Here is a 25,853-nt window from a genome sequence, read left to right as displayed (position 1 = left end):
TTTATGTAAGTAGGAAGACAGCCTAAGCAAGTTTATTGATTCTAATAACGAATATAAAATGGATTTATTATTACTTTTTAAGCTTAGCGAGTGGAGTGTGAGATTAAGGTTAATCCTGGCGGCCTGCCAGAACGCGCTGAACGGTGTCTTCATCCAGGTTATCGCGGCACAGCTTAAGAAATTGATAAACGTACCCGCGTAGAAAATGACCGCGCCGTAGCGCCAGATAGGTAGTGTTGCGTGGGAACAGCGCGCTGGCATCCAGTAGTTTAAGCCCTTGATCACGCGCTTCGTAATAGGCCATCGAGGCAATCAGCCCCACGCCCATGCCCAGCTCAACGTAGGTTTTGATAACGTCTGCATCCAGGGCAGTCAGCACGATATCGGGATACACGCCAACCGAGGTAAACGCCGTGTCAATGCGTGCTCGGCCCGTAAAGCCGTCATGGTAGGTAACAATAGGGTGCTCGGCGATTCGCTCAAGCGTTAACGGTAAGCCGTCGTTCAAAGGGTGCTGTTCGGGCACGATGACCCCGTGATACCAGTGATAAAAAGGAAAGCAGGCAAAAAGCTGGCTCTCTTCGTGCAGCGCTTCGGTGGCGATGCCTATATCTACCTTGCCCGCCTTGAGTAGTGAAACGATCTCCTCTGGCCCGCACTGGTGGAGCTCCAGATGTACTTTGGGAAAGGCCTTCTTGAACTGGGCAATAATCGGGGGAAGTGCATAGCGTGCCTGAGTATGCGTTGTCGCAATGGCAAGACTTCCCTGGTCTTCATGGGTTAGCTGGTGAGCCGAACGCTTGAGATTTTCGACATCCAGCAAGATGCGCTCAATGCAGTCGATCAACGTGCGGCCTGCAACGGTTAACCCAAGAATACGCTTGCCGCGGCGCTCGAATAACTCAACGCCCAGCTCGTCTTCCAAGTCGCGAATATGCTTACTGGCACCTGACTGAGAGGTATAAAGCGCGTTAGAGGCTTCAGTCAGATTGAAATGCTGACGTACAGTTTCCCGAACGATACGCAGTTGCTGAATATTCATGACAGATATCCAATGAAAGCAGATTTAATATTCTAAAAAAGAATATTAAATATTGTTCTTATACAATAAATTGTATTTTCTGCTATCTATATCGTTTTTTACACCTAAGGCAAAAATAAGTCAGAACCGTTATCCCATTTAGCTATCTAACGCCCGATAGCGTGGTAACACTACGTTAAGCAATAAGTCGTTCAAAAGGGATAAAATCAATGAAAAACCGTGTAGTTAACGTAGCTGTTGTAGCCTTGCTGACAGGGCTTGCACTGCCATCCATGGCAAGCGCTGCAGAAGCCCTGTGCGAAAGCAAGGCGACTGATATTCGCCAGCAATTGGAGCATGCCCAGTCACAAGGCAATCAGCAGCGGGTAGAGGGTTTGCAGCGTGCGCTGGACGCGATAGAAAGCAACTGCACCAATGAAAGCGTGTTAAACGAAGCGACCGACGAAGTGAAAGCAAGCCTTGCCGAAGTGCAGGAGCGCCAGGCGGATTTTGAAGAGGCGTTAAGCGATGGCGATGAAGACGATATTCAGAAAAGGCGCGTTAAGCTCGAAGAAGCGACCCAGGAATTAGAAATGCATACCCAAGAGCTGAATGCGCTACAAAGCCAGATTACTAACTAAGTAGGCGGGGCGCTATGTGCTCAGAGGCGCCCCAGATTTAGCCTGATCACATTCGGGTCTATTTATGTTGAGACTGTTTGTAGAGCCATCTAATATCCATCCCAAATGAATAGGCTAGCGAGACTAGTGCGCTAAACGCTAACAGGCTTGCCAAAAACGGGTGGGTAAGTGGCGTTAATGCCAGCAATAGCGCGGACACCTGCCAAACGCATACCAGTTTGCGCCGAAAGCTGGCAAATAAAGGCGCAGATAGCCAGGTGAAATGCCAGCTGGCGGCCACAAAAAAATAGCGCATTAAGCCAATCAGCAGCACCCATAGGCCCAGCGATTCCAGTTGGATCAGCCCGATACACAGCAGAAGAATCAGTAGGGCATCCAGCTCCATATCAAAACGTGCGCCAAACGCGCTATAGCTTTTGGTTCGCCTGGCAATCCAGCCATCCACACCGTCAAGCATAAGCGCCACGGTCGCGATAACTAACCATAGCCAAATGGCCTGGGTGAAGACGTTATTGGCAAGTGCCCCGGCTGCCAAGGCAACCAGTATTGCGCGTAGTAACGTAATGCGGTTCGCCCATCCCAATGCGCCACCAGACCAAAAAATCATTACCAGTAAGCTAATCAGGGCATATAACCCAAATGCCAGCCCCCAGTTCAAGGTAGTGGCCAGTAGCGTCGGTAACACACTCCCCATCCCCAGAAGTACTAAGCTGCCCACAGTCAGTTCGCCAGCGGTATATAGTCGACTAGATAAAAGCGGAGTAGAGGCGGAGGGAAAGAATCGAAGCATGGCATCTCGCAGAGCGAACCGTCTGTCCGCAGCTAATTAATTGATGCAAATATTTTTATATGTACCATTCTTGTACATAGGCGCAGTGTTGTCTATCTCATTCATCATAGCGTATTGATGTTCCTGAAAACGGCTTACCTGATTTTTAAACGTTATTAAACGAAATTGGCTTCCTGCATTCATCGACCAATGGCTTTTCTACGCTAAGCTTTAAGAAACGCCACAATACGTTCATGAATTGGTAACGTTGAGTTACCCATCGGGGCACCCGATTCATTGGATGAAAACGCTAATAATAGGGAAACGTCATGTCGGCGACAGAAACATCCACCGCCTTTTGGGTCACTCACCCAGGGACGGGCAAGCTTAAAAGCGAACCGCTAGCCCACGTTGGAAGTAGTGACGTTCTAGTGCGCGCCTTGTATAGCGGCGTTAGTCGGGGCACCGAGTCATTGGTGTTTAATGGCCGTGTTCCAGAAAGTGAAGTGGATCGCATGCAGGCGCCTTTCCAGGCGGGGCGTTTTCCGGGCCCCGTCAAGTATGGCTACTGCAACGTTGGCGTAGTCGAGCAGGGGCCAGAGCATCTGCTTAGTAAAACGGTATTTTGCCTCTACCCCCATCAAGATCGCTATGTTGTGCCCGCCACGGTGGTACTGCCGATTCCTGAAAACATACCGGCTGCGCGAGCCGTGCTCGCCGCCAATATGGAAACCGCCATCAATGGCGTGTGGGACGCTGAGCCTATGCTGGGCGAACAGATCAGCATTATTGGTGCTGGCGTTGTCGGCACACTGGTAGCTTACCTATGCGCGCAGATACCCGGCGTAACGGCGACGCTGATCGATATTAACCCTGAGCGCCAAGTGCTTGCCGAGCGCTTGGGCCTTACCTTCTGTACGCCTGAGCGGGCCCCCAGTGACCAGGATTGCGTTATTCACGCCAGCGGCCACCCTGAAGGCTTACGCCAAGCGCTCGCTCAGCTGGGCAATGAAGGCCGTATTATTGAAATGAGTTGGTTTGGCGAGGGCGATGTGAGCATTCCTCTGGGTGGGGCTTTTCATTCTCAGCGCCTTAGCCTGCGCGCCAGCCAAGTGGGCCAACTGCCTGCCAAGTTACGCCCGCGCTGGGATTACCAGCGCCGCTTGACCCTTGCCTTGAGCCTCTTGACCGATAACCGATTGGATGCCCTGATCAGCGGCGAGAGTGACTTTGAAACGCTGCCTCAGCTTGCCCCTAAGCTCTTTGCGACAGGCAGCGATGTGTTATGCCACCGCCTTCGTTATCCCACTTGAAATTAATCAAATCCAGGAGCGTTTATGTACCGTCTATGTGTTCGTGATCACTTTATGATTGCGCATAGTTTTAAAGGTGAAATTTTTGGCCCCGCTCAGCGTACCCATGGGGCTACCTATGTCGTTGATGTGATATTTCAACGCCCTGAATTGGATGAAGATGGTCTGGTGATTGATATCGGCCTGGCGAGCGAAACGGTTAAAGAAGTGTTATCGCACCTGAATTATCGCAACCTGGATGACGAAGAGGCGTTTGCGGGCAAAAACACTTCTACTGAATTTATGGCCAGCGTTATTTTTAGCCGCCTGGCCGATGCCATTGGCGAAGGCAAAATGGGTAAGACCGCGCAGGGTATCACCCGTATGGAAGTCAAACTGCACGAGTCCCATATTGCCTGGGCAAGCTATGAAGGGGATCTATGAGCCAATCACTAACCCTTATCGTCGCGGGTGATCTTAATCAGCGCACCGGTGGATATATTTACGACACTCGCATCGTCGAAGCGCTGCATGGCGCAGGGCATTCTGTTGATGTGGTTAGCCTGGCGGGGCGTTTTCCTGATGCTGACCAGCAGGCCAGTGACCAGCTATCGGCTGCGCTAGGTGACTTACCCGATGCAGCGACCGTCGTGATTGATGGCCTGGCCATGGGGGCGCTCCCTACAGTGATTGCCCAGCACGCCGAGCGCTTGGCGATAACGGCGCTGGTGCATCATCCGTTAGGCGATGAACAAGGGTTAAGCGATACACAGCAACAGCAGTTTCATCAGCGTGAGCTGCAGGCTTTGGCCGCCGTCTCGCAAATTATTGTGACTAGCCGGTTTACCCAGCGCCGTTTAAAGGCATTGGCGGACCACTATTCAATGCCGATTGCCGCCAAGATTAGCGTGGTAGAGCCCGGTGTAGATGCGGCTCTTATCAATAGTGAAATTCCGGCAAGTATAGGTTTAGAACCAGGTAAACCGCTGCGTCTTTTATGTGTAGCAACGCTGGTGCCACGTAAAGGGCAGGATCTGCTGGTTCGCGCCTTGGCAGGCGTGACGTCGACCAATTGGCAGTGCGACTGTTATGGCGCTGCACGTGACGCGGCGTTTGCCGAGCGCGTGCAGCAGCTTATTGAAGACAACGCGCTTAACGCGAATATTCAACTGCACGGTGAGTGCGATGAAGCCACGCTGATACAGGCCTATCAGGAGGCCGACGCGCTAGTGCTGCCTTCCTGGTATGAAGGCTATGGCATGGTGGTAACCGAAGCGCTGGCGCACGGCCTGCCAGTCATTACCACAACGGGCGGCGCCCTGGATGAAACCTTACCACAAGGCGCGGGGCTTAAAGTCGCACCGGGTGATGTCGAGGCCCTAAAGCATGCCCTAAGCCGTTTTTGTGATGACGCGGCGCTGCGTGATTCTTTGAAAGCCGGAGCATTAGCCGCGCGTGAGCAGCTCAATGATTGGCAGGCCGCGGGCGTAGCATTTGCAAAAGCGTTAAGCCATGCGCCCGCGTTGAGTGCGGGTAGCCAGTTTGCACCTGACTGGCTGACGCTGCGTGAAGAGGTAGATTTTACGTTTAGAAGCCAGCAGCTTCCGGGCAAAGTCGCCCAGTGGTTAAGCGCGCGTACCCAAGCGCCGCGTCTGGTCGATTTGGGGGCAGGTCGCGGCAGCAATATGCGTTTTCTTGCCCCTTTCATGCCCTTGCCGCAGCATTGGACGCTGATTGATCATGATGCGGCCTTACTTGAAGAGGCCAAGGCAAGTGCTAAGTCGCTTGCCGATCAAAGCGCGATAACGCTGGAAACCCTGTGCGTATCGCTCGATTCACTGGATCACCCGCCGTTGCAATCGGCCCATTTGGTAAGCGCATCAGCGTTGCTTGATCTCGTCTCGCAGACTTGGATTGAAACGCTCGTCACGCACTGTACCACGCACCAGCAGGCGCTTTTGATGGCGCTTAGCGTTACGGGCGAATGGGGCTTTACCGCCGCTGATGGCGAACCGCAAGCCGATGATGAAGATCATTGGCTGCAGGCGCTGTTTATCGCCCATCAGCAGCGTGATAAAGGCTTGGGTGAGGCGCTAGGGGGGCAGGCCCATGGCGCGCTGGTTAGCGCGCTTGAGCAGGCAAACTATCAGGTTGAACAGGTAGAAACGCCATGGCTATTGGGGGCAGGTAATCGTTCACATCAGCCTCTGATGACGGCCTTGATCAACGGCTGGACCGAAGCTGCGACAGAGCAGGCGCCCGAAGCCGCAACCCGAATTGCCGAGTGGCGTGAGCGGCGTACGCAGGCCGTTGCCAGTGGTGAGCTGGGCATTTGGGTTGGCCATTGTGATTTGCTCGCAACGCCTTTGAGGGCGGAGTAAGCCTATGGGCATAAAGCGCATCGTGCGTTCTCCCTGGGTTCAGCGTGGGGTCATTAGCGTAGGGCTTTTGGGCGCGGTGGCACTCTTTGTGAACCCGCGCGAGATCATGGCTCAGGTGGAGCGGTTATCGCCTGGCTGGGTGGCGTTAGCGCTATTTATCAGCGTGCTGCAAATCATGCTGAGTGCCTGGCGGTGGCAGTTTACCGCTGAGCGGGTAGGGGCGCCGCTGCGCTTTAGCTATGCCTGGCGTGAATACTATCTGGCGCTACTCATGAATCAGCTGTTACCCGGCGGAGTGCTGGGCGACGCCGGTCGTGCCCATCGGCATGCTAGCCAGTCGGTATCGCGCGGCAGCGCTTGGCGGGCGGTCATTATCGAGCGCACTTCGGGTCAGGTCGCCGTAGTGATTCTGACCCTGGCGGCGCTTCTGTTGTCGCCACTTTGGCATGCCGTGCTGGGGTGGCCGGTGAGCCTTATGATTGTCGGTGGACTTTGTGTGGTGTCGGTGGCGGTGTGGCAAGGGCTAATCCGTCTGTCTTCCTCAAGGCTGCCTGCGTGGTGGCACTCCATGCGATTGGATATCAAGCGTGGGCTGTTAAGTCGGGGGGTGTGGAATTTACAGTTAGCCTCTTCGCTGACCATCGTGATGAGCTATGGGCTCGTGATGGTGTGCGCCGCGCGTGCCATTGGTGTGGAGCTTGAAGCACTGCAGATTCTGGCGCTTGCCCCCGTGCTGCTTTTGGCCATGCTGGTGCCGCTTTCCGTTGCTGGCTGGGGAGTGCGCGAAGGTGCCGCGGTGGCAACTTGGGCGCTGGTCGGGTTGCCAACGGCTCAGGGCGTGGCGGTCTCCCTGGCGTATGGGGTACTGGTACTTCTTTCCAGCCTGCCGGGCATCTGGGTGGCGCTATCGCGTCATCACCGCGCTCAACCATCAGGTGAAGGTGGCGGCACGCAGCAGCACGTCAAACAGAGTGTCGTCACCACAACGGAACCGGCGCATCGTCGGGCGCAGCGCACTTTCAAGCGTTTCGATGGGCGTCATTTGCAGTCCGGGCCTGCCCGAGCCGATCAGCAGCGGGGCGACCAGAAGATGCAGGCGATCGATCACACCGGCCTCAATAAATTGGGAAACCGTAACGCCGCCGCCTTCCACCAGGATGCGCTTAAGCCCGCGCTGGTTGAGCAGGTTAATAACATCGCTGGGGGCGAACTGCCCCTGGGCATTGAGTGGCAACCTGCAGCGTTGAACGTTGGCACTCGGCGGCGCAAGCGCTGTATCCGGCCCCACCACGTGCAGCGTGGGCGCCGAATCGGTTTGGAACAGCTTGATATCGCGAGGCACGCGTCCACGTGGGTCGAGCACCACCCGCGTGGGGTGAGTGCCGGTGGCGTGACGTACCGTCAATTGGGGGTTGTCGGCGCTTGCCGTGCCCGCACCAATTACCACGGCATCCACCAGGGCACGCAGCCGGTGCAGGTGCACCAGGCTTTCTTGACCGTTGATGTAATGCGAGTGGCCACTTTGGGTCGCAATACGTCCATCCAGGCTCTGCCCCAGCTGGGCGATCACCCAGGAGGCGTGGCTCGCCAGCGGTGTCAGACAGTCCAGCAGCTCAGTGGCTGCTGGCGTAACAGCCGTATGGGTATGCCATTGCCCCTCGGGGCTGAGCTCAATTGGTGTGCTGGAGGGCTTACGATGGCGCATAGCCAAAAGCCAATCCCAGGCCGCCTCAATATCCAGCAATGTTTCGTGACGAGTGCAGCCATTTTGACGATCGGTGTCGGGCATAACGCCTCCGCGCTGAGAAAACCGTCTTATCTTGCGGGGCCACATGGCCCAGCGCAAGCGTACGCTATTCGCTGCAACAGGCAATTAGGAGGCCTATATGTATCACATTGAACGCGCTATCTTTGATATTCGCCGTGGGTTGCCGGTCGTTATCAACACGGGCGAAAAGCGTCTGCTGGTACAGGCATTGGAAGGCATTGAGTCGGTGGATATGCTGGCCAAGCTTGCAGGGACGCGTCCATCACTGGTGTTAACACGCCACCGCCTTGAGGCGATGGGAATGTCGCTTACCGCTGAGGCTGCGTGTTTGCCGCTGGTTGAAAATATCGGCGAGAATGACCTGAACGCGTTGGCCGTTACGCAAAGCGCGCATCGTCCTTCGCACTCGTTATTAAGTGGCTTGAAGCCGGCAGGGCCCGGCGAGCGCGGGGCGGTTGCCATCATGCGCCGTGCGTTACTTATCCCGGCAGCCCTATGTGCCGAGGTCAGTGAGCAGGCAGCAAGCGCCGTGGCCCAGGATATTGCCCAGGGTAAGCTGTTAGAGGTTGAGGCGAAGGATGCCGAAAAATGTCTGGCGGGGGCGCCGGGCATGCTCAAGCGGGTAAGCGAAGCCAGTATTCCGCTTGAAGACGCGCCTGAAAGCCGCTTTGTCCTCTTCCGCGAGCCGGATGGTCTGCGCGAGCATGTAGCAGTGGTCATTGGTCAGCCGGAAACGCTAGAAGGCGCTGTGCCGCTACGTATGCACTCTGCTTGCCTGACAGGAGATTTATTTGGCAGCCTGCGCTGCGACTGCGGTGAGCAGCTGCGCAACGCCGTCGCGGATATTCAAGCAATGGGCGGTGGTGTACTGCTGTATTTGGCTCAGGAGGGGCGCGGCATTGGACTTGCCAATAAGCTACGCGCTTATACTTTGCAGGATGGCGGGCTAGACACCGTGGACGCCGACCAGGTGCTGGGTTTTGGCGACGATGAGCGTCAGTACGCGGTCGCGGTGGATATGCTCAACGCCCTGGATATTTCCCAGGTTCAGCTACTGACCAACAATCCTTTAAAAATTGAAGCTCTACGTGAGGGAGGTATTGAAGTGGTATCGCGTCAGGCGCTTTATGGCAGCGTCACCGACCAAAACCACCGTTATTTGAGTGCTAAGGCCAACCGGGCAGGCCATCTTTTCGGCGATGTGCTAGGCAGCAATAGCCGCTAGCGGCCACGCTGCTCTAACACTAGGGTTTTTGAGATACTGCGGGTAGCCGGGCGGTTTCAGCCACCACGGTTGCCAGTTGGCTAGCGTAGTGTTGTACCAAGCGCTCACCCAATGCGGCGTTAGCCTGGCGGGCATCGCCTGCCACACCGTGTTGGCTGAGATCTTCGGCAAGCCAGGCAAACGCGGCCGCGCCTTCCGGCCCTAGCAGCTGATTATGCTGCAAGGTGCCAATTGGGGCAGTTTGATAGCCCTCAAGCTTTACAGAGGCTGGCGCGAGGTACTGCATCATGGCGGTTTCCAGCAGTCCGCCATGTAAGCCATAGCGCAGCTCGTCGGCATTGATAGCCCCTTCAAGTGGGGGCAGGCGGGTGTACGTTGCTTTAACGACGCGCATAGCAAAACGCTTACGCAAGGTGAGTGACGCCAAATCCATGATGGCTTTGTTACCGCCATGGCTATTGATTAATACCAAACGCTGGATGCCAGCCCGAGAAACGCTTTCGCCATATGCTTCAAGCGTCGCTATGGCGAGCGGTGCCGGAAGGCTTAACGTGCCTGAAAAGTTGGCGTGCTCGTCGCTTGCGCCCACCGCAATAGGTGGTAGGCAAACAACATCCAGGGCAGGGTCGAGAAGAGGTAGCATGGCGGCTTGCAGCCCTTCGCCGATGATAAGGTCTGTGCCTAGAGGCAGGTGAGAGCCGTGCTGCTCAATGGCTCCCAACACCAAAACGGCGATCGGGTCGCGCTTCGCTAGAGCGGCCAGTTCAGGGGTGGTCAGCGACTGCCAATGGTAAATCATAAATTTTAAATCCTGCGCCTTTAAGCTTGAATGTATTAGCACCAAAGCGGGTTGCCCCGCTTAGATGCTTACCAGCCCAGTCAGTGGCTAAGCATTAATTAGGCTCTTTTGCTTGAGGCTCGGGGGACGTCATTGTCTGCGCATTAAACTGATAGAGCGACTGACACGGCATATCGCCCGATAGCTCACAGGGCAGTGCGTTCAGGGTTAGCGTAGCGCCGTCTTCGGCTGGCGGTAGCGTTGAACTATCGCGCGACATCAGGGCATTAAACTCATTCAGCAGCGGTGGACTTAAACTAACGCTGGGCGTTTGTAAAAGTCGTAAGCGTTGGCTAAGGACTCCACCCCAGGTACTGCTACTTGAGTATTTTATAATCGGTACCGCTACGACCAAACCCAACCAGACAGGCGTTAGCCAACCAAAGGCGGAGGGCGAAAACAGTATGACGCCGCCTGACCAGGCAAGGCCGCACAGTGTCATCCATCCTGCGTGTTGCCATACCTCTCGCCAGCGTAGCGAACGCTCACCCCGCGGTTGTGTCTGCCACTCGATAGAGCCACCTATCAGGACGTTAATAACAAAAAGACTATGGAAGGCCATCATCAACGGGGCGGTTAGTGCGGCAAAAAGTATCTCCAGCACCGCGCTTGTAAGCAGCCGGAATCGGCCACCAAACGCGTGAGGGCACTGAATAAACGCCAGTAGCAGACCCAGCACTTTGGGGGCCAGCAACATACCCAAGGTAATCAACAGGAGCCCCACTGAAAGCGATTGGGGGAGCATCTGCTCGGATGTGTTATCGATGGCTTGATAGCCCACCAGTAGGCTTGTACAGGCCAGCAAGCCAAGCCAAACCAGCGACGATAGATAGGCAAATGCGCCGAACAAAAAGTGCAGACGACTAAGGGTGTGAAGCCCTGCACCTGTCAGTAGGCGTAAATGTTGCAGGTTGCCCTGTAGCCAACGACGGTCGCGCTTGGCAAAGTCGAGCATGTTGCTGGGCATTGCCTCAAAACTATTGTGGGAGGCGCTGGCGTAAGGGTTATGGCTTGAAACAGCGGTAGTCGCCGACGTATCCAGCAAAACCTGCCAGCCGCTTCTTTTGAGTAGCGCAGCTTCCACAAAGTCGTGGCTTAAGATTTCGCCTCCCAACGGCGGTTTGCCAGACAGCATGGGTAACCCTGCGCTTGCCATAAACGCCCGGGTGCGGACAATAGCATTATGTCCCCAGTAGTTAGCAGCGTCGCCCTGCCAAAAGCTTTGCCCTGCTGCCAGCATCGGGCTGTACAGTGCTGAGGCAAACTGGGTAAACAGGCCAAACAGCGTACGCTGGCCAACCGGGATCGGCACGGTTTGAATCAAGCCAACGCTTGGCTGGCGCTGCATGCGATGGACAAGCTTCAATAGCGTTGCACCGCTCATGAGACTATCGGCGTCGAGCACTACCATATAGTCATAGCGCCGCCCCCAGCGGCAGCAAAATTCGGCAATATTGCCCGCTTTACGGCCCAGGTTGTTCTCCCGGCGCCGGTAGTGAACCGATAGCTGGCCTGCCAGGCGTTGCTGTAATGCAACCACATGGGCGGCTTCCACTTTGGCCTTCTCGGCATCCTGGGTGTCGCTCAGAATAAACACTTCAAAGTGTTCGCTGAGCGGCGTTTCAATATGGTTATCCGGTGTTTTTGCCTGCTCGATCAACGAACGACAGGTAGCTTCAAGCCCCGCGATAGTAGGAATGGGGGGCTCTGCATAAATTGGCATCACCAGCGCTGTTCGGCTAACCAATAAACTGCCGTTAGGCGCAAGCGGTACTTGCCGCCGTAGGCTTAACGGATCGCGCCGCAGCAGGCATACCATAAAGCCAAAGACGGCTCCCCAGAAAGCTAGGGCGATCCAGGTGAAGGTGAGCGCAAATAGCACCAGCATGGTGACCTGCCAACCTATTTCCAGGTTGGAAATGACATGATACATGGCCACACAGCCAGCGATGCTGGAACTTATTACCAGCACGGCCAAAAGGATGCGGCGAAACCCGAGCCATGGAATCGAGGGTGCTAGTTCTGATGCAAGTTCTTGTGGCTGTTTTTGTGATCGTTCGTTTTTTTTATGCATCGGGATACCACACGTAGTTCCAGGTTTCGCTAATCGGCTGGCCGTTAAGCATTAAACGCAGGCGAATATCGCTAGGTTCATTATGAGACTCTATGCGAAAGCTGGCGCGCCAAGCATTGTCGGGTAGCGGCATCACATGCGCTGCGCTGGCTTCTCCTGTCTGCGTGCTAATTTCAAGCTCGACAGGTTGGTCGGCGGCAATATCGTTAAGCGGTCCGCCCTGAAAGTCGACAATAAATTGACGCTTTAGTGCATTATCTTCACCGGTTCCTGGAACGTTGGCAGTGCCATGGCGGGTGCGGATGACCTGGCCAAGCGTATGCTTTTCAGGAACATCATTGAGCGTGTAGGTATGGTAATGAAGCTTACGTGATTCTCCGGCCTTGAGCGGCTCGTCGGCAACCCAGTAAGCCACTATATTATCGAAGGTTTCATCTGGCGTAGGGATTTCCACCAGCTCAACATGCCCTGCACCCCATGGCTCGATCGGGGCTACCCATTGGCTGGGCCGGAGGTGGTACTGGGCCTCCATATCCAGGTAGCGGTCAAAGTTGCGCTGGCGTTGCATTAACCCAAAACCGTTGGGGGCGTCATCCAAAAAGCTTGAAATGTGTACATTTTTTGGGTTGCTCAGCGGGCGCCAAATCCACTCATCCGCGCCGGTATGGATCAATAGGCCGTCAGAGTCATGTACCTGAGGGCGAAAGTCATCAGGGCGCTCGTCACTGGCTTCCCCAAAAGCATACATGCTGGTCAGCGGAGCAATACCTAACTTGGCAACATCGCTACGCGCAAAGAGCCGAGCATCAATTTCTGCATCTGTTTGCTCACCCGGGTGTAACGTAATCCGGTAGGCGCCGCTTAAAGACGGGCTATCCAGCAGAGCGAGAAGGGTTATTTCATCGTCATTCGCACCGGGCTTATAAAGCCAGAATTCTCGAAATGCCGGAAACTCTTCCCCCTCGGGGGATGCCGTATCAATGGCGAGCCCACGCGTGGAGAGCCCGTAAGTTTGACCCTGACCCGTCAGGCGAAAATAGCTGGCACCTAAAAAGACCGCGAACTCATCGGCGTAGTCTTGGTTGTTAAGGGGGTAATGCAACCGAAATCCGGCATGGCCGCTACCGGTCAGATCCTGCTCCAGAAGAGCCTGGGCATCGTCATCGTATTGGAAATCATCGCTTGAAAAAGGCAGGGGGGTTACCGTGTCGTTCTCGATGATATTAAGGGTGATGGGCGTTTGAAATATGAAACCGCTATGAAATAGCTGTAGATTGAAGGGGCTTTCATCACGCCAATACGCCTTTTCAGGCGCAAAGCGTATTTGTCGGTAGGTGTCGTAATTAACGTCTTGTAATGCTGGGGGAAGCGACTCTTCTGGCGCTTGGTAAGTCTGTTCGGCAAGCTTTTGGGCTCGCTCAATGACTCGATTAAAGTGTTCATCTTGATTAGCGTTGACAGGCAGAGGCAGCGCTGTAAAGCAGCCGAGCAACAACATCCATTTTCCAGTATTTGTACTTTTCATGTTCGTACAGCGCATAAACGATTTCCTTTCGAATGCTGCCTTGAAGAAAGCTATATAGAGCTAACTAAAATGTTTTTTTAATACAAATATTATACGTTTAGTACTTTATGCACACAGTTTATTTAACGTAAGGTCATTTATTCGACGGTTTTTTTGATACAGCTAAGTAAGGTCCCCCGTCCTGTTGATTGCCCACCTCTTGAGAGGGTCTCGAACCTATTATGTTGCGATTATTGGTTGGTGCACTAGCACTCAATTTACTGCTTGTGGCTCCCTTATGGTGGCGCTTTGGCACCATTGGGCAGCCTCTTGTCGCCTGGGAAGCATGGGTCATCGTACCGCTTATGCTGATGCTCCCCGTCGGTTATGGGCGGCGCTTACTGGGGGTGGCTCTAATCAGCTGGGTTGCCTTGGTAACCGTTGCTAATCTAGGCAATGCAGCCACTTACGCGGCATTTGGGCGGCCCCTCAACCTGTATTTAGATCTCCCTCTGGTGCGCTCAATTTTTAACTTACTGGTAGGTAATGTAGGCCAAATATGGGCAGTTTGCGCAATGCTCGTCGGCGCCGTCTTGCTGATGGGAATATTGGGTGGGCTGCTTTACTTACTGCTTCCAGCACGTCCTTTGTGGGGGCATCGTATAAAAGGAGCGGTAGCCCTTTACATGTTAGTGGTTGCGCTTGGCCTGGGCATAGCCGATAGCACAGGGAAGCCGTTAGGGCACCATTCGTCGCTGCCCATGGCTGAGGCATCGCGCTTTCAGTGGCATCAGATAAGCGTGACTCATCAGGCACGGCTTGCGTTTTCCGAGCAACTTGACTCAGCACCTCTTGAAGCGCAGCCGCTCCAAGGGCTTGAAGGCCACAACGTGCTGCTTACATTCGTTGAATCTTATGGAGTATCGGCACTCAACGATACGCGCTATAGCGACTTGCTGCTTCCTACGCTTGCATCCATGGAGCAGAGGTTAGCCAAGCGCAGTCTGCATGTCGTCTCGGGATTGCTGCAAGCGCCTATTCAGGGCGGGCAGTCATGGCTTGCGCATGCCACGGTACTCAGCGGACGCTGGATCGATAATCAGCTGTGGTACCGACTAATGCTCAATAGTGAAACCTCAACCCTGATTGATGATTTTAAAGCAACCGGTCAGCGCACGCTGAGTATCATGCCCGCGATTACGCTTGCCTGGCCGGAGGGTAAAATGTATGGCTTTGACGATATTTTTGCAGCAAAAGATATCGACTATGCAGGCCCTGCCTTGAACTGGGTCACCATGCCGGATCAATTCACGCTCGACTATACGCAGCGGCAACTGCTGGGTGACACACCTGTGTTTGCCCAGATGGCGCTGATATCAAGCCATGCGCCCTGGACACCCATCTTGCCGGTTATTGAAGACTGGTCGACGATAGGTGATGGCGCTATTTTTGCGCCCTGGGAGCATGCAGGTGACCCGCCAGAGGTACTTTGGCAGGATGCTGAACGGGTTCGCGAGCACTATGGCCGCTCTGTCGACTACGCTGTAGATGTCACCGGGCGCTGGGCGGAAAGAGTAGTGGATGACAATACGCTGCTTATAGTACTTGGTGACCATCAGCCAGCGCCGCTCATCACCGGCGACAACGCCAGCAAGGCAGTGCCGGTACATATTATTAGCGGCGATGCCAGGCTGTTAGCGCCTTTTCGCGCGCATGGATTTATCGACGGTACCTTGCCGCCTTTGGACAACCCCCAAGGCGCCGCCAAAATGAGCCAGCTACGTCACTGGCTGCGTGAAGGGTTTGGTGAAGAGATTTCTCTGGAAACTGGCCAGTTGGCTCAGTAAAGCCGAAAATCATTGGCTTGCGGGTGCTGTTGCTGTTCTTCGACGACTTTCCGGTAGCGCTTGTATTCCCACTGGTACTGGGCTGGGTCAAGCGCGATCGATGCTTCGACACTCGCATTGACGCCAACGGCTGATTCCGCTTCTTCAGCGCTATACACACGCTCGTCGGCATCCAGAAAGTGGATCGCAAAGCCGCGGCCTGGAAGGCGCAGGGCAACGCCAGTGACCACACGCGCTTGGGTGCGGGCGACCAGCTTGGGTAAAAGCGTTGCGGTGTAAGCATTACGCCCATAAAAAGGCGCAAACACGCCGCTGCCCCAATCGGGCTCTTGGTCGGGCAGAATGCCGATGGCCTCGCTGCGCTTTAGCGCCTTGAGAAGCGCTGCCACACCGCGTGGGTTGGTGGGCACCAGTTGGGCACCCATGCGCTCGCGGCCGTGGCGAATTATCGGTTCAAGCTCAGCCATTTTGGGCGGCTCGTACATGGCGGTAAACGGGAAGTGGCTGGAAAGCCAGAAGTTGAGCACTTCCCAGTTACCAAAGTGCGGTGCCAGCACGATAACACCGCGGCCTTCAGCGCGGGCGCTATCCAGCTTCTCGCGGCCGTGCACTTCCAAAATTGATGCAGACACTTTCTCTGGCTTGGCCATCCAAGCATGGCCAAGCTCAAGCATTGTCGCCGTTGAATGCTTCAGACTCTGTTTGGCAAGCGCCTTGCGATGAGCGGCTGAGGTAGTCGGATAGACTACGTTAAGATTGAGCTCAGTGACTCGACGCTCGCGTTTACTGAACCGGTAAACTTGAGGGCCGAGCAATGAGGCCATACGCCAGAGGCGTGGCAAGGGCCATTTGGCGAGCGTTCTCCATAGCCATGAGATAGCGCTCGCCTGAGTGAATGGACGCCGCTTGGCGGAAGCCTTATGTTGCATCGCTTAAATCAGCCAGGTATCCACGTTGGCAGGGGCACGCTGTTCCTGCAACGCTTTAAAGCCGATAACGCAGCGAATGATGATCCATGCAGCGAGTGCAAAAAAGAGCAAGAAGCCGACTAGAGCCAGCGTAAGCACCAGCGCAATGCAACCATACACACAGCCGATCCAGAACGTGCGGATCTGGTAGCGGTAATGCTCATCTAGCCAAGCAGGCCCTTTACCACGATATACATAGGCAATAATAACGCCGACAAACATGCTGAAACCGACTAAAAAGCTTGCCAGATAAAGGCCATAATTGACCATGGCCATGGTGGTGTCGGGTTTTTTGACGGGAGAGTCTTGATGTGTCTCGTTGTGTATTACTTCGCCTTCCAGAGACGTATCATTATCGCGCATGATTACTCCTGTTGCATGCTTTGAAACTAAGCATCCTGTGGATACCGTTCGAGCGCGTTATAATAGCGCGCATAGCAATGCTTATCATCGAAGCAGAAAAGTTTTTTTCTATCGGGGCGCCGGACGACAAATTTCCAGCAAGTTGCCATCGGGGTCACGCAAGTAAACAGACTCAATGGCGCCATTGGCGCCCTGGCGGGCGACAGGGCCAAGCTCAACTTCGATATCCAACGCTTCCAAGTGCTGTTGAAATTCATCCAGTGGCAGCTGGCAACGCAGGCACAGATCTAAGCTGCCTGGAGTTGGGGTGGCAGAAATCGGCTCGATATCGGTATCGGTTTGATGAAGCCGTAAGGCCGTGTCGCCCAGCATTAAATCCACCCGTTGTGCATCGCGATAACGTACATCCAGCCCCAAAACGCGTGAATAGAAATCAACCGCGCGACCCATGTCAGTCACAGTCACTACAAGATGGTCCAGACCTGAGAGCATGCCACTTTCCTTAAATGCAAAACCGAAAACCAGAGGATACGACGATGCGATGCTGTCCGCTATGTGGCGAAACGAAAGTCAGCTTATATCACCAGGATCACCGTCGTGATTATTACCAGTGTGCCACGTGTTCGCTGGTGTTTGTGCCGTCAGATCAGCATTTAAGCGCAGCGGATGAAAAAGCGGAATACGATAAGCATCAAAATTCACCCGAGGATACGGGGTATCGAGCGTTTCTCGGCCGATTGTTTACCCCGCTCCGCGCCAAATTGCCTCAAGGGGCTAAGGGTTTGGATTTTGGTGCGGGGCCGGGGCCAACGCTTTCGGTAATGTTCGAGGAAGTTGGCCATCCAATGGCCATTTTCGATATTTTCTACGCGCCCGATACATCAGTGTTGCAGCATGTCTATGACTTTATTACCGCCACAGAAGTGTTGGAGCATCTGGCGCTGCCCGGCCAAGTATTGGCGCAATTGGTTGGCCAGCTTACCCCCGGCGGTTATTTGGGGCTGATGACCAAGCGCGTTACCACACAAGCAGCCTTTTCACGCTGGCACTATATTAATGATCCTACCCATGTGTGCTTTTTTAGTGAAGCGACCTTTGAATGGTGGGCTGCAAAGCATCAGTTTACAGTCGAATTTCCTGCAAAGGATACGGTTATTCTGAGAAAACACTGATTACGGCAGTTAAGGTGTGAAAAAGCGTTGACTTTGTGCTATCCAAAGCAATAATTGCGCGCCCGTTTCTTGCCTGTCGTGGTGTGGGAGGCGATAACGGTCCTCTAGCAGCGTCTTTAGCAACTTGTTTGGCAAGGTGAGGTTTTCATGTCGCGGCAACTACTGGCCATGGCGCTAGCGCCCCTGTTAGGCCTGTTTATTCTAGGTATCGGCAATGGTTTTTTAGCGACCTTAATCACCGTACGCTTGGATGCCGCCGGGGAGTCCGCAACGGTTATCGGGATTGTCTCTTCGGCCTATTTTATTGGTCTGGCGCTGGGTGCCATGGTTAATGACCGTTTGCTGCTGCGCATTGGCCATATCCGTGCTTACGGTAGTTTTGCATCGCTGGTCGCCGTCACGGTGCTTCTGCAAGGTTTGTTCTTCGATCCCTGGGCATGGTTTGCGCTACGGTTGGTGGGCGGCTGGGCCACGGTAGGTGTTTATCTGGTTATTGAGAGCTGGTTGCTGACAGCGGGGGACCAGAAAGTTCGCGGCCGTTTGCTGGCGCTGTATATGATTTCGCTGTATGCCGCCGGTGTGGTGGGCCAGCTATTGCTGGGCGTGACCAATGCGATGGGGGTGACCGCACCCTTTATGGTGATTGGCCTGCTGGCTTCGCTCTCTGTGTTACCCATGGCCATGATCCCCCGCGTATCACCGATTATGGAGCATGCGGAACCATTGCCTCCGCATCGCCTGATTACGCTCACACCTACAGGCGTGATGGGCAGCTTAGGCTCAGGCATGGTAGTTGCTGCCGCGTATACGCTGCTGCCGCTATACTTGCAGCGCATCGGTATGAGTGTAAGCCAGGTGGGGCAGATGATGGCCGTGGTAATCATGGGCGCGATGCTGCTTCAATACCCGATTGGCCGCTGGTCGGATCGGCATGACCGGCAGATGGTGCTGATTGGTATTAGCGGTTTCTGCGTGCTGATCTCGGCAGCGATGCTCTGGCTGCCGCTCTCTACGCTAGTGCTGGGGGCGCTTCTGTTCCTGCTCGGTGGCGGAGTATTTGCGCTGTATCCGGTTGCGGTGAGCCACGCCGCCGATCGTGCGCCGGCAGGCGCGTTGGTGCGGATGAGTCAGGGACTGCTGTTGATCAACTCGATTGGTGCCACCATCAGCCCGTTGTTGATCTCACCGGTGATGACCGCCATGGGTGATGCGGGTCTGTTCTGGGCTTTCGGCTCGCTAAGCCTGTTCCTGGTGGCGTTCTTCTCCTGGCGTCGGCATGTACGCCCAGCGCCGCTGCCTGTTGCGCCGTTTACACCTACTACTCCCATGACGGCTGCAGGGGCTGAGCTGGTGGTAACCGAAGAGTTGCTGCAAGGGGCGCTTGAGCACGAGTATCTGGAAGATTTATCCGATGCCGTCTGGGATGTGGATGCCGTCGAGCCGGTCGTGGGGCCACCTGCAGAAGATGAGAGCCATATCACCTTCTACGACGATGTTGAACAATCGGCAGTGCGTAAATAATCAGGCATAAGAACGGGATGGGAGGCGGCTGATACCTTGGGCTAATGGTATCTGGGCGAGTATTACTACTATCCTAGGCATACTTTCAAACAATTGTTTAAGAAAGCTCTGTTTAATTTTCAGCCCGAGGTTTGCCATGAATGTCTATGCCGCGCCGATACGCGATTTGCGCTTTGTGCTTGAAGAGCTCTTGGCGCACCGTTCACTTAGCTTACCGGGCTTTGAGGATGCCTCGCCTGACTTGGTCGAGGCGGTGCTTGAGGAAGCGGCAAAACTGGCGGGTGACGTTTGGGGGCCGCTTAATACCATTGGCGACCGCCAGGGCGCTAAACGCCAGAGCGATGGCAGCGTAACAACGCCAGAGGGCTTTGCAGCCGCCTACCAGGCCTATGTAGAAGGGGGCTGGAACGGCATCGGCGTATCCGAGGCGTTAGGTGGTCAAAATCTGCCTGAAGTGGTGGCCAGTGCCGTACAGGAAATGCTGCATGGCGCCAATATGGCGCTAGGCCTTTGTCCCATGTTGACCGCGGGGGCTATTGAAGCGCTGGCGCATCACGGCAGTGATGCATTAAAGGCGGCCTACCTCCCTAAACTTGTTGAAGGTACCTGGACCGGTACCATGAACTTGACCGAACCCCAAGCGGGGTCGGATCTTTCCAAAGTACGCACCAAAGCGGTTCCCGAAGGCGATCACTATCGGTTAAACGGCCAGAAGATCTACATCACCTGGGGTGAACACGACGCCGCTGAAAATATCATCCACTTTGTGCTGGCGCGCAAACCCGATGCCCCTGAAGGCAATAAAGGCATTTCGCTGTTTCTGGTGCCTAAATTCCTGGTCAATGATGACGGCACTCTGGGTGAGCGCAACGACGTGATCTGTACCGCTATTGAGCACAAGCTGGGTATCCACGGCTCGCCCACCTGCTCGCTAAGTTTTGGTGAACAGGGTGGCGCGATAGGGTACTTGGTGGGTAAAGAAGGGCGCGGCCTGAACCATATGTTCACGATGATGAATGAGGCGCGCCACAAAGTCGGCATTCAGGGGATTGGTGTGGCTGAGCGTGCCTGTCAGCACGCGTTTGCCTATGCCCGCGAGCGCCAGCAGGGGCGCCTGCCCGCCGCGCGTGGTGGCCAGGAATGTACCATCAGCGAGCATCTGGATGTACGGCGCATGCTGCTTGCCATGCGTGCCCGCACTGATGCTCTGCGTGCCTTGGCACTTTACTGCGCCGCTCAACTGGATATCGCCCGCCATGCGCACAATCCAGCAGAGCGTCAAACGGCCCAGGCGCGTGTCGACATACTCATCCCAGTAGTGAAAAGCTTTTCGACCGATCAGGCGGTAGAGATCGCCTCGTTAGGTGTGCAGGTGCATGGCGGAATGGGGTATATCGAAGAAACGGGCGCCGCGCAGCTGCTGCGTGATGTACGTATCGCACCGATTTATGAAGGCACCAATGGTATCCAGGCGCTGGATCTAGCCGGGCGCAAGTTACAGCGCGACAACGGCGAAGCGTTTGCCAGCCTGTTAAAAGATGCGGCTGAAACCGTTGAGAAGCTTAACGCTGAACCGGCGCTTGGCCACCTGGGGCAGGCGTTAGCCGCCGGGCTTGAAGATTTAAGCGCCGCCCAGCAACAGGTACTTGAACAGGGTAAAGATCCTGACCGTGGGCCAGATGCTGTGCAAGGCTATGCAACGCCGTTTTTAAACCTGGTAGGTCACGTGCTGTGCGCCTGGCAGATGGGACAGGCAGCACTTAGCGCGCAGGCTGCGCTTAACAACGGCAGCGATGACCCTTTCTATACCGCCAAAATGCGCAGCGCCGAGTTTGCGATTATGCAGTGGCTTCCGATTGGGCGCGCCCAGCGGGCCGTGATCGAAGCGGGCATCCAGTGCTTGAGCGATTTTGAAGTAGATTAATACGCAGCCGCAGCCGCCGCCCTTGGGCGGCGGCTGTGTTTCTGGCGATGAAAACAAGCTATAAACCGGTTTAATACAACAAACGCTATTCAGGCGAACACGCTAGCGCAACGGGCAGACTTCGCCAATCAAGGAGCGCTGTATGTCTTCTATTTTCGAGCAGGATCTTCCCCAAACCGTCGCCAATCATGTACCGCTCTCGCCGCTGACGTTTATAGAGCGTACGGCGTCCATTTACCCCGACTATCCCGCTATCGTACATGGCCAGATCCGTCGCAACTGGGCTGAAACCTGGGCACGCTGTCGTCAGCTTGCATCAGCGCTTGAGCAGCGCGGACTTCAGCCAGGTCAGACGGTGGCCGCCATGCTGCCCAATATTCCTGCGATGTTTGAAGCGCACTTTGGCGTGCCTCTGGCGGGCTGTGTGCTCAATACCCTAAACATTCGTCTCGACGCTGAGGCGATCAGCTATATGCTGGCCCACGGCGAGGCCAAAGCCATTCTTGTGGACCCTGAATTTTCCGAGGTGGTTCAGGCAGCGGTCGCCATGCTTGAGCAGAAACCATTGATCATTGATGTTGCTGATATGGAGTTTCTGGGCGATCCCCAAGGCATTGGCGCAGTTGAGTATGAAGCTCTGCTCGCCGAAGGCGACCCCGACTACGCCTATCGGCTGCCGGATAATGAGTGGCAGGCTATCTCGCTTAACTACACCTCAGGCACTACCGGTAAGCCTAAAGGCGTGGTTTATCACCACCGCGGCGCCTACCTGAACGCTGTCAGCAACGTGATGGAGTGGGCGATGCCGCATCATCCCATCTACCTGTGGACACTGCCGATGTTTCACTGCAACGGCTGGTGTTTTCCCTGGACGATTGCCGCCAATGCCGGGGTCAATGTTTGCCTGCGTAAAGTCGAGCCTAAAAAGGTGATGCAGCTGATTGCCGATGAGCGCGTCAGCCACTTTAGCGGCGCACCGATTATTCTTAACGGCTTGGTTAACCTGCCCGCTGAAGATAAGCGCGAATTCGACCACCCGGTAAAAGTGACGACTGCGGGAGCCGCACCGCCAGCCTCGGTGATTGCGGGTATCGAGACATTGGGAATCGAAGTAACCCACGTGTATGGGTTAACCGAAGTGTATGGGCCGGTAACGGTATGCGCCTGGCGCGAGGCCTGGAACGAGCTACCCCTGGCTGAGCGCGCCACGATCAAATCGCGGCAAGGCGTGCGCTACCATATGCTGGAAGCGCTGTGTGTTGCCGATCCTGTCAGTCTGGAGCCCGTGCCCAAAGATGGTGAAACCATCGGCGAAATCATGATGCGCGGCAACAACGTGATGAAAGGTTATCTAAAAAATCCAAAGGCCACGCAGCAGGCGTTAGAGGGCGGTTGGTACCACACAGGTGACCTGGCCGTCTGGCATGCAGACGGCTATATCGAGATTAAGGACCGTTCCAAGGACATTATTATTTCGGGCGGTGAAAACATCTCCACTATCGAGGTGGAAAACGCCATCTACGCCCACCCGGCGGTAGAGGAAGCCGCCGTTGTCGCCAAGCCGGATGAGAAGTGGGGAGAGACGCCCTGTGCTTTTGTAAAATTGAAAATTGGCTATGGCGAGGTTAGTGAAGCGGACATTATTGCGCATTGCCGCGAGCGGTTAGCCGGCTTCAAGGTGCCCAAAACGGTAGTGTTCAGCGAGTTGCCCAAAACCTCGACGGGCAAGATACAAAAGTTTGTTCTGCGCGAAGAGGCAAAACAGCATTAAAGAAACGACGATACAAGAAGTGATTGCCTCCCAACCAAGCGTTAGCTAGGGTTGGAAGGCAGGCCAGTTAGCGCCGCCATAACAATGAAGGAGCCAATATGAGTGAAGCAGTGATTGAGAAGGTCGACAACGACGGCGTGGTACGTCTCACCATTAACCGCCCGAAGGCACTGAACGCCCTGAATAGCGAAGTGCTTGCCGCGTTGGAGTCCCATCTGGTTGAGCTTGAAGCCCAGTCCGATCTGCGCGCGGTACTGATTACCGGCGCGGGCGAGAAGTCCTTTGTTGCTGGTGCGGATATCACCGAAATGCGCGATAAAACGCCCGAGGAGGCCCGCGCGTTTGCAAGCCAGGCGCTGCGTACCATCAAACGTTTGGAAACCTTGCCAGTGCCGGTGGTCGCGCTGGTGAACGGGTTTTGCCTTGGCGGCGGCTGCGAACTGGCATTGGCCTGCGACTGGGCGGTAGCGAGCGACAACGCCGTATTTGGTCAGCCGGAAGTATTGCTGGGCGTGATCCCCGGTTTTGGCGGCACACAGCGCTTGCCGCGCCGTGTTGGCCCGGCGATGGCCATTGATCTGGTCACCACCGGGCGCAAGATCGACGCGCAGGAAGCACTGCGTATCGGTCTGGTGAACCGCGTCATGCCCCAGGCTGAGCTGGAAAGCTATGTCGAAGAATTTACTAAGCAGCTTAAAGGCAATGGTCGGCTATCGGTACGCGGCGCCAAGCAGGCCGTACACGACGGCATGGATCAGGAACTCGACAGCGCTCTGGCGCTCGAAACCAGCCTGTTTGCGTTCTGCTTCGCCGGTGAAGAGCAGAAAGAGGGCATGGCGGCCTTCGTCGAGAAGCGCAAACCCAACTTTTAAGCGCAGGCGTTAATCAATAGAAGCGGGCTCTTGGCCCGCTTCTTCTATTTTGTGCCCAGAAACGTTTTTGTAACCAGAAACGTTACGGCCAGAGTTCAATCAGCACCTTGCCGGAGATTTCAGAATCCTTGGCGATGGCAAAGGCGTTCTGGGCATCAGCGGCGGGCAGCACATGGGTGATGACATCATCAAAGCGGGCGTCGGCGGCCAGCAGCGCAATCGCGTCATCGATTTCATCATGAAAGCGGAAGCAGCCGCGTAGCTGAACTTCCTTGGCAATCAGCGGTGCCAGAGCAAGCGGCTGCGGGGTAGCGGGCATCATGCCAATCTGGGCAATAACGCCTGCACGGCGAACCGCCAGGATCGCGTCGTTGATGGAGGCCGGTACGCCAGTACACTCCAGCACCACGTCGAATGCTTCTTGGGGAACCTCATCTTCGCCGATGCGGTAGGTGCGCTGCACGCCAAGCGCGCGCGCCCGAGAAAGCGGGCCTTCCAGCACATCGGTAATGCTCACCTCTAAAGCGCCCTTGGCTAGCGCCGCTGCGGCTGCCAGCAGCCCGATGGGGCCTGCGCCGCAAACCAGCACCCGCTGCTTCTCGACACCGCCAGCCACTTCAATGCCGTGCAGGCCAACCGCCAGCGGTTCGGCCAGGGCGGCGCGCTTGAGCGGAAGAGAGGAAGGCAGAACCCGTACCATACCGGGGTCCACATCCAGATACTCACTCATGCCGCCTTGGGTATGCGGCCAGGTAGAGGCAGAGCCTAGGTAGGCGCCTTCCGGCCACAAGTGCGGCTTGCCCTCAATGCCTGGCTGGCTTTTGCCAAAAGTGGCGGGGTGGAGGGTAACCGGCGTTCCTGGGGCCAGTTTGCCGCTCGGGTCTTCCTCGACTAAGCCTGCCATCTCGTGGCCGGGGATAAGCGGTTCGCGCACCACGAAGGCCCCGTTGGCGCCCTCATGGTAGTAGTGAAGGTCCGAGCCGCAAATCCCGCCAAAGGCCATACGCAGCCGAACTTTTCCCGCTGCCAGCTCGGGAAGGGAGAGACTCTCTTCGCGCAGATCCTGCTTACCGTGAATAACTAATGCTTGCATGGCGTTTCATCCCAAAGGGCGGTTCTCGGAGGTTAAACCACCGAGGTCATGCCGCCATCAACAAAAATATTTTGTCCGGACACGAAGCTCGAAGCGTCCGAACACAGATAGACCAGCGTGCCCACCAGCTCGTCGAAATGTCCCCAGCGTTGTGCAGGAGTGCGTTTTTCAACCCACTGATTGAAGCTTGGGTCTTGCCATAACGCGGTGTTCATTTCGGTTTTGAAGTAGCCGGGTGAAATGCAGTTGACCTGAATGTTGAAGCGCGCCAAATCGGCAGCCATACCCTGTGTGAGTAGCACAACGCCGCCTTTGGTTGCTGAATAAGGGGCAATGGTTTCGCGGGCAAGCTTGGACTGTACCGAGCCGATGTTGATGACTTTACCTGAGCCACGTTTGCTCATGGCGGGAGTCAAGGCTCGGGATACGTAAAACAGGCTCGACAGATTAGTGGCGATAAGTGCATCCCAATCTTGTGTCGCGTATTCGTTGAACGGCGCTCGGCGTTGAAGCCCGGCATTATTGACCAAGATATCCGGAACGCCGAATTGATCGATAAGGGCTTCCACGGCTTGCTGGGTCGCTTGGGCATCAGTGACATCGAAGCTGACGGCTTCAACGCTGGCGCCTGTCTCCTGAGCGATGTTGCAGGCTTCCTCCTTCACGCGGTCTAGATCCCGGCCGTGCAAAATGACGCGAGTGCCTTGTGAAGCAAGCCCCCTGGCAAGTGCATTGCCCAAGCCCCTTGAGGACCCGGTTATTAGTGCTAGACGGTTGCTAATATCGAAAAGTGCTTTGGTCATCGTGTT

22 protein-coding genes and 1 pseudogene are annotated in these 25,853 nt (G+C 55.4%); 12 read left to right on the top strand and 11 right to left on the bottom strand.

Annotated elements, in window-relative coordinates; translation table 11 throughout:
• Positions 1-109: 109 nt before the first annotated feature.
• The gene (locus tag ACT3R7_RS07870; protein ID WP_193091328.1) at positions 110-1,042 is read right to left on the bottom strand and encodes a CysB family HTH-type transcriptional regulator; all 933 of its coding nucleotides are present in this window, start codon (positions 1,040-1,042) and stop codon (positions 110-112) included.
• Positions 1,043-1,251: 209 nt separating this feature from the next.
• Here ACT3R7_RS07870 and ACT3R7_RS07865 point away from each other — a divergent pair, with 209 nt between their 5' ends.
• On the top strand, positions 1,252-1,662 hold the full coding sequence (locus tag ACT3R7_RS07865) for a DUF1090 domain-containing protein (RefSeq protein WP_192538336.1): 411 nt from the start codon (positions 1,252-1,254) through the stop codon (positions 1,660-1,662).
• Between the two features lie 58 nt (positions 1,663-1,720).
• Here ACT3R7_RS07865 and ACT3R7_RS07860 read toward each other — a convergent pair whose 3' ends face one another.
• Positions 1,721-2,452, bottom strand: a complete 732-nt coding sequence (locus ACT3R7_RS07860; RefSeq protein ID WP_192538335.1) for a CDP-alcohol phosphatidyltransferase family protein — start codon at positions 2,450-2,452, stop codon at positions 1,721-1,723.
• Positions 2,453-2,760: 308 nt separating this feature from the next.
• Here ACT3R7_RS07860 and ACT3R7_RS07855 point away from each other — a divergent pair, with 308 nt between their 5' ends.
• The 4 genes and pseudogenes from ACT3R7_RS07855 to ACT3R7_RS07840 form a co-directional block, all read left to right on the top strand.
• Complete coding sequence (locus ACT3R7_RS07855) at positions 2,761-3,744, top strand: zinc-dependent alcohol dehydrogenase (RefSeq protein WP_192538333.1); 984 nt, start codon at positions 2,761-2,763, stop codon at positions 3,742-3,744.
• A 24-nt stretch (positions 3,745-3,768) separates the two neighbouring features.
• A complete protein-coding gene (locus tag ACT3R7_RS07850; protein WP_018918747.1) occupies positions 3,769-4,167 on the top strand; it encodes a 6-pyruvoyl trahydropterin synthase family protein in 399 nt (132 codons plus the stop codon).
• Positions 4,164-6,104, top strand: coding sequence for a glycosyltransferase family 4 protein (locus ACT3R7_RS07845; protein ID WP_496198960.1), 1,941 nt, complete (start codon positions 4,164-4,166; stop codon positions 6,102-6,104). Before ACT3R7_RS07850 ends, ACT3R7_RS07845 begins: the two co-directional genes overlap by 4 nt.
• A 4-nt stretch (positions 6,105-6,108) precedes the next feature.
• Positions 6,109-6,972: pseudogene (locus ACT3R7_RS07840) on the top strand (lysylphosphatidylglycerol synthase transmembrane domain-containing protein); the annotation flags it as partial.
• A gap of 63 nt (positions 6,973-7,035) precedes the next feature.
• On the opposite strand, the gene ACT3R7_RS07835 reads toward ACT3R7_RS07840, so the two are convergent.
• Positions 7,036-7,809 carry a RibD family protein gene (locus ACT3R7_RS07835; RefSeq protein ID WP_225736180.1) on the bottom strand — a complete coding sequence of 258 codons (774 nt, stop codon included), beginning with the start codon at positions 7,807-7,809 and terminating at the stop codon, positions 7,036-7,038.
• A gap of 181 nt (positions 7,810-7,990) precedes the next feature.
• Between ACT3R7_RS07835 and ribA the strand changes: the two genes are divergently transcribed.
• Entirely contained in the window at positions 7,991-9,097 is a 1,107-nt protein-coding gene (gene ribA, locus ACT3R7_RS07830; protein ID WP_192538329.1) for a GTP cyclohydrolase II RibA, read from the top strand.
• A 19-nt stretch (positions 9,098-9,116) separates the two neighbouring features.
• On the opposite strand, the gene ACT3R7_RS07825 is transcribed toward ribA, so the two are convergent.
• From ACT3R7_RS07825 to ACT3R7_RS07815, 3 genes are all read right to left on the bottom strand, one after another.
• Positions 9,117-9,896 carry a creatininase family protein gene (locus ACT3R7_RS07825; RefSeq protein ID WP_192538327.1) on the bottom strand — a complete coding sequence of 260 codons (780 nt, stop codon included), beginning with the start codon at positions 9,894-9,896 and terminating at the stop codon, positions 9,117-9,119.
• Positions 9,897-9,990: 94 nt separating this feature from the next.
• Positions 9,991-12,009 carry a glucans biosynthesis glucosyltransferase MdoH gene (gene mdoH / locus ACT3R7_RS07820; protein ID WP_192538326.1) on the bottom strand — a complete coding sequence of 673 codons (2,019 nt, stop codon included), beginning with the start codon at positions 12,007-12,009 and terminating at the stop codon, positions 9,991-9,993.
• Positions 12,002-13,549: an OpgD/OpgG family glucan biosynthesis protein gene (locus tag ACT3R7_RS07815; protein ID WP_407648041.1), complete on the bottom strand. Its 1,548-nt coding sequence runs from the start codon at positions 13,547-13,549 to the stop codon at positions 12,002-12,004. Before ACT3R7_RS07815 ends, mdoH begins: the two co-directional genes overlap by 8 nt.
• A gap of 206 nt (positions 13,550-13,755) precedes the next feature.
• Between ACT3R7_RS07815 and ACT3R7_RS07810 the strand changes: the two genes are divergently transcribed.
• Positions 13,756-15,360, top strand: coding sequence for a sulfatase-like hydrolase/transferase (locus ACT3R7_RS07810; RefSeq protein WP_192538324.1), 1,605 nt, complete (start codon positions 13,756-13,758; stop codon positions 15,358-15,360).
• Here ACT3R7_RS07810 and ACT3R7_RS07805 read toward each other — a convergent pair.
• The 3 genes from ACT3R7_RS07805 to ACT3R7_RS07795 all read right to left on the bottom strand — a co-directional run bounded on the left by ACT3R7_RS07805 (position 15,354) and on the right by ACT3R7_RS07795 (position 17,183).
• Positions 15,354-16,289 carry a lysophospholipid acyltransferase family protein gene (locus tag ACT3R7_RS07805; RefSeq protein ID WP_192538323.1) on the bottom strand — a complete coding sequence of 312 codons (936 nt, stop codon included), beginning with the start codon at positions 16,287-16,289 and terminating at the stop codon, positions 15,354-15,356. The genes ACT3R7_RS07810 and ACT3R7_RS07805 overlap by 7 nt on opposite strands.
• Positions 16,290-16,292: 3 nt before the next feature.
• Complete coding sequence (locus ACT3R7_RS07800; protein WP_192538322.1) at positions 16,293-16,691, bottom strand: DUF4870 family protein; 399 nt, start codon at positions 16,689-16,691, stop codon at positions 16,293-16,295.
• A 108-nt stretch (positions 16,692-16,799) separates the two neighbouring features.
• Positions 16,800-17,183, bottom strand: coding sequence for a VOC family protein (locus tag ACT3R7_RS07795; RefSeq protein WP_192538321.1), 384 nt, complete (start codon positions 17,181-17,183; stop codon positions 16,800-16,802).
• 44 nt (positions 17,184-17,227) lie between these two features.
• On the opposite strand from ACT3R7_RS07795, the gene ACT3R7_RS07790 reads away from it, so the two are divergent.
• From ACT3R7_RS07790 to ACT3R7_RS07770, 5 genes are all read left to right on the top strand, one after another.
• Positions 17,228-17,863 (top strand): class I SAM-dependent methyltransferase, encoded by a 636-nt coding sequence (locus tag ACT3R7_RS07790; protein WP_192538320.1) that lies wholly within the window; start codon positions 17,228-17,230, stop codon positions 17,861-17,863.
• 147 nt (positions 17,864-18,010) lie between these two features.
• Entirely contained in the window at positions 18,011-19,384 is a 1,374-nt protein-coding gene (locus ACT3R7_RS07785) for an MFS transporter (RefSeq protein ID WP_192538319.1), read from the top strand.
• Positions 19,385-19,520: 136 nt separating this feature from the next.
• Positions 19,521-21,308 (top strand): acyl-CoA dehydrogenase, encoded by a 1,788-nt coding sequence (locus ACT3R7_RS07780; RefSeq protein WP_192538318.1) that lies wholly within the window; start codon positions 19,521-19,523, stop codon positions 21,306-21,308.
• Positions 21,309-21,450: 142 nt separating this feature from the next.
• Positions 21,451-23,079, top strand: a complete 1,629-nt coding sequence (locus ACT3R7_RS07775) for an acyl-CoA synthetase (protein ID WP_192538317.1) — start codon at positions 21,451-21,453, stop codon at positions 23,077-23,079.
• A 98-nt stretch (positions 23,080-23,177) separates the two neighbouring features.
• Entirely contained in the window at positions 23,178-23,951 is a 774-nt protein-coding gene (locus ACT3R7_RS07770) for an enoyl-CoA hydratase-related protein (RefSeq protein ID WP_192538315.1), read from the top strand.
• A gap of 82 nt (positions 23,952-24,033) precedes the next feature.
• Here ACT3R7_RS07770 and ACT3R7_RS07765 read toward each other — a convergent pair whose 3' ends face one another.
• Together ACT3R7_RS07765 and ACT3R7_RS07760 are read right to left on the bottom strand one after the other, a co-directional pair.
• A complete protein-coding gene (locus ACT3R7_RS07765) occupies positions 24,034-25,044 on the bottom strand; it encodes a zinc-binding dehydrogenase (RefSeq protein ID WP_192538314.1) in 1,011 nt (336 codons plus the stop codon).
• A gap of 32 nt (positions 25,045-25,076) precedes the next feature.
• Positions 25,077-25,847 carry an SDR family oxidoreductase gene (locus ACT3R7_RS07760; RefSeq protein ID WP_192538313.1) on the bottom strand — a complete coding sequence of 257 codons (771 nt, stop codon included), beginning with the start codon at positions 25,845-25,847 and terminating at the stop codon, positions 25,077-25,079.
• Positions 25,848-25,853 lie beyond the last annotated feature (6 nt).

The organism is Halomonas sp. AOP43-A1-21, assembly GCF_052376775.1.
GTDB lineage: Bacteria > Pseudomonadota > Gammaproteobacteria > Pseudomonadales > Halomonadaceae > Vreelandella > Vreelandella colorata.
The sequence above is the reverse complement of the archived record's forward strand: the minus strand, read 5'-3'. Positions and strand labels throughout refer to the sequence as shown.

What these genes read in the sequence shown, in the direction of transcription:
- ACT3R7_RS07790 (WP_192538320.1), top strand. Translation starts at nt 17,228, where the DNA reads ATGCGATGCTGTCCGCTATGTGGCGAAACGAAAGTCAGCTTATATCAC.
- ACT3R7_RS07825 (WP_192538327.1), bottom strand. Translation starts at nt 9,896, where the DNA reads ATGATTTACCATTGGCAGTCGCTGACCACCCCTGAACTGGCCGCTCTA.
- ACT3R7_RS07870 (WP_193091328.1), bottom strand. Translation starts at nt 1,042, where the DNA reads ATGAATATTCAGCAACTGCGTATCGTTCGGGAAACTGTACGTCAGCAT.
- ACT3R7_RS07865 (WP_192538336.1), top strand. Translation starts at nt 1,252, where the DNA reads ATGAAAAACCGTGTAGTTAACGTAGCTGTTGTAGCCTTGCTGACAGGG.
- ACT3R7_RS07845 (WP_496198960.1), top strand. Translation starts at nt 4,164, where the DNA reads ATGAGCCAATCACTAACCCTTATCGTCGCGGGTGATCTTAATCAGCGC.
- ACT3R7_RS07760 (WP_192538313.1), bottom strand. Translation starts at nt 25,847, where the DNA reads ATGACCAAAGCACTTTTCGATATTAGCAACCGTCTAGCACTAATAACC.
- ACT3R7_RS07810 (WP_192538324.1), top strand. Translation starts at nt 13,756, where the DNA reads ATGTTGCGATTATTGGTTGGTGCACTAGCACTCAATTTACTGCTTGTG.
- ACT3R7_RS07835 (WP_225736180.1), bottom strand. Translation starts at nt 7,809, where the DNA reads ATGCGCCATCGTAAGCCCTCCAGCACACCAATTGAGCTCAGCCCCGAG.
- ACT3R7_RS07765 (WP_192538314.1), bottom strand. Translation starts at nt 25,044, where the DNA reads ATGCAAGCATTAGTTATTCACGGTAAGCAGGATCTGCGCGAAGAGAGT.
- ribA (WP_192538329.1), top strand. Translation starts at nt 7,991, where the DNA reads ATGTATCACATTGAACGCGCTATCTTTGATATTCGCCGTGGGTTGCCG.
- ACT3R7_RS07780 (WP_192538318.1), top strand. Translation starts at nt 19,521, where the DNA reads ATGAATGTCTATGCCGCGCCGATACGCGATTTGCGCTTTGTGCTTGAA.
- ACT3R7_RS07850 (WP_018918747.1), top strand. Translation starts at nt 3,769, where the DNA reads ATGTACCGTCTATGTGTTCGTGATCACTTTATGATTGCGCATAGTTTT.
- ACT3R7_RS07815 (WP_407648041.1), bottom strand. Translation starts at nt 13,549, where the DNA reads ATGCGCTGTACGAACATGAAAAGTACAAATACTGGAAAATGGATGTTG.
- ACT3R7_RS07770 (WP_192538315.1), top strand. Translation starts at nt 23,178, where the DNA reads ATGAGTGAAGCAGTGATTGAGAAGGTCGACAACGACGGCGTGGTACGT.
- ACT3R7_RS07805 (WP_192538323.1), bottom strand. Translation starts at nt 16,289, where the DNA reads ATGCAACATAAGGCTTCCGCCAAGCGGCGTCCATTCACTCAGGCGAGC.
- ACT3R7_RS07860 (WP_192538335.1), bottom strand. Translation starts at nt 2,452, where the DNA reads ATGCTTCGATTCTTTCCCTCCGCCTCTACTCCGCTTTTATCTAGTCGA.
- ACT3R7_RS07795 (WP_192538321.1), bottom strand. Translation starts at nt 17,183, where the DNA reads ATGCTCTCAGGTCTGGACCATCTTGTAGTGACTGTGACTGACATGGGT.
- mdoH (WP_192538326.1), bottom strand. Translation starts at nt 12,009, where the DNA reads ATGCATAAAAAAAACGAACGATCACAAAAACAGCCACAAGAACTTGCA.
- ACT3R7_RS07855 (WP_192538333.1), top strand. Translation starts at nt 2,761, where the DNA reads ATGTCGGCGACAGAAACATCCACCGCCTTTTGGGTCACTCACCCAGGG.
- ACT3R7_RS07785 (WP_192538319.1), top strand. Translation starts at nt 18,011, where the DNA reads ATGTCGCGGCAACTACTGGCCATGGCGCTAGCGCCCCTGTTAGGCCTG.
- ACT3R7_RS07775 (WP_192538317.1), top strand. Translation starts at nt 21,451, where the DNA reads ATGTCTTCTATTTTCGAGCAGGATCTTCCCCAAACCGTCGCCAATCAT.
- ACT3R7_RS07800 (WP_192538322.1), bottom strand. Translation starts at nt 16,691, where the DNA reads ATGCGCGATAATGATACGTCTCTGGAAGGCGAAGTAATACACAACGAG.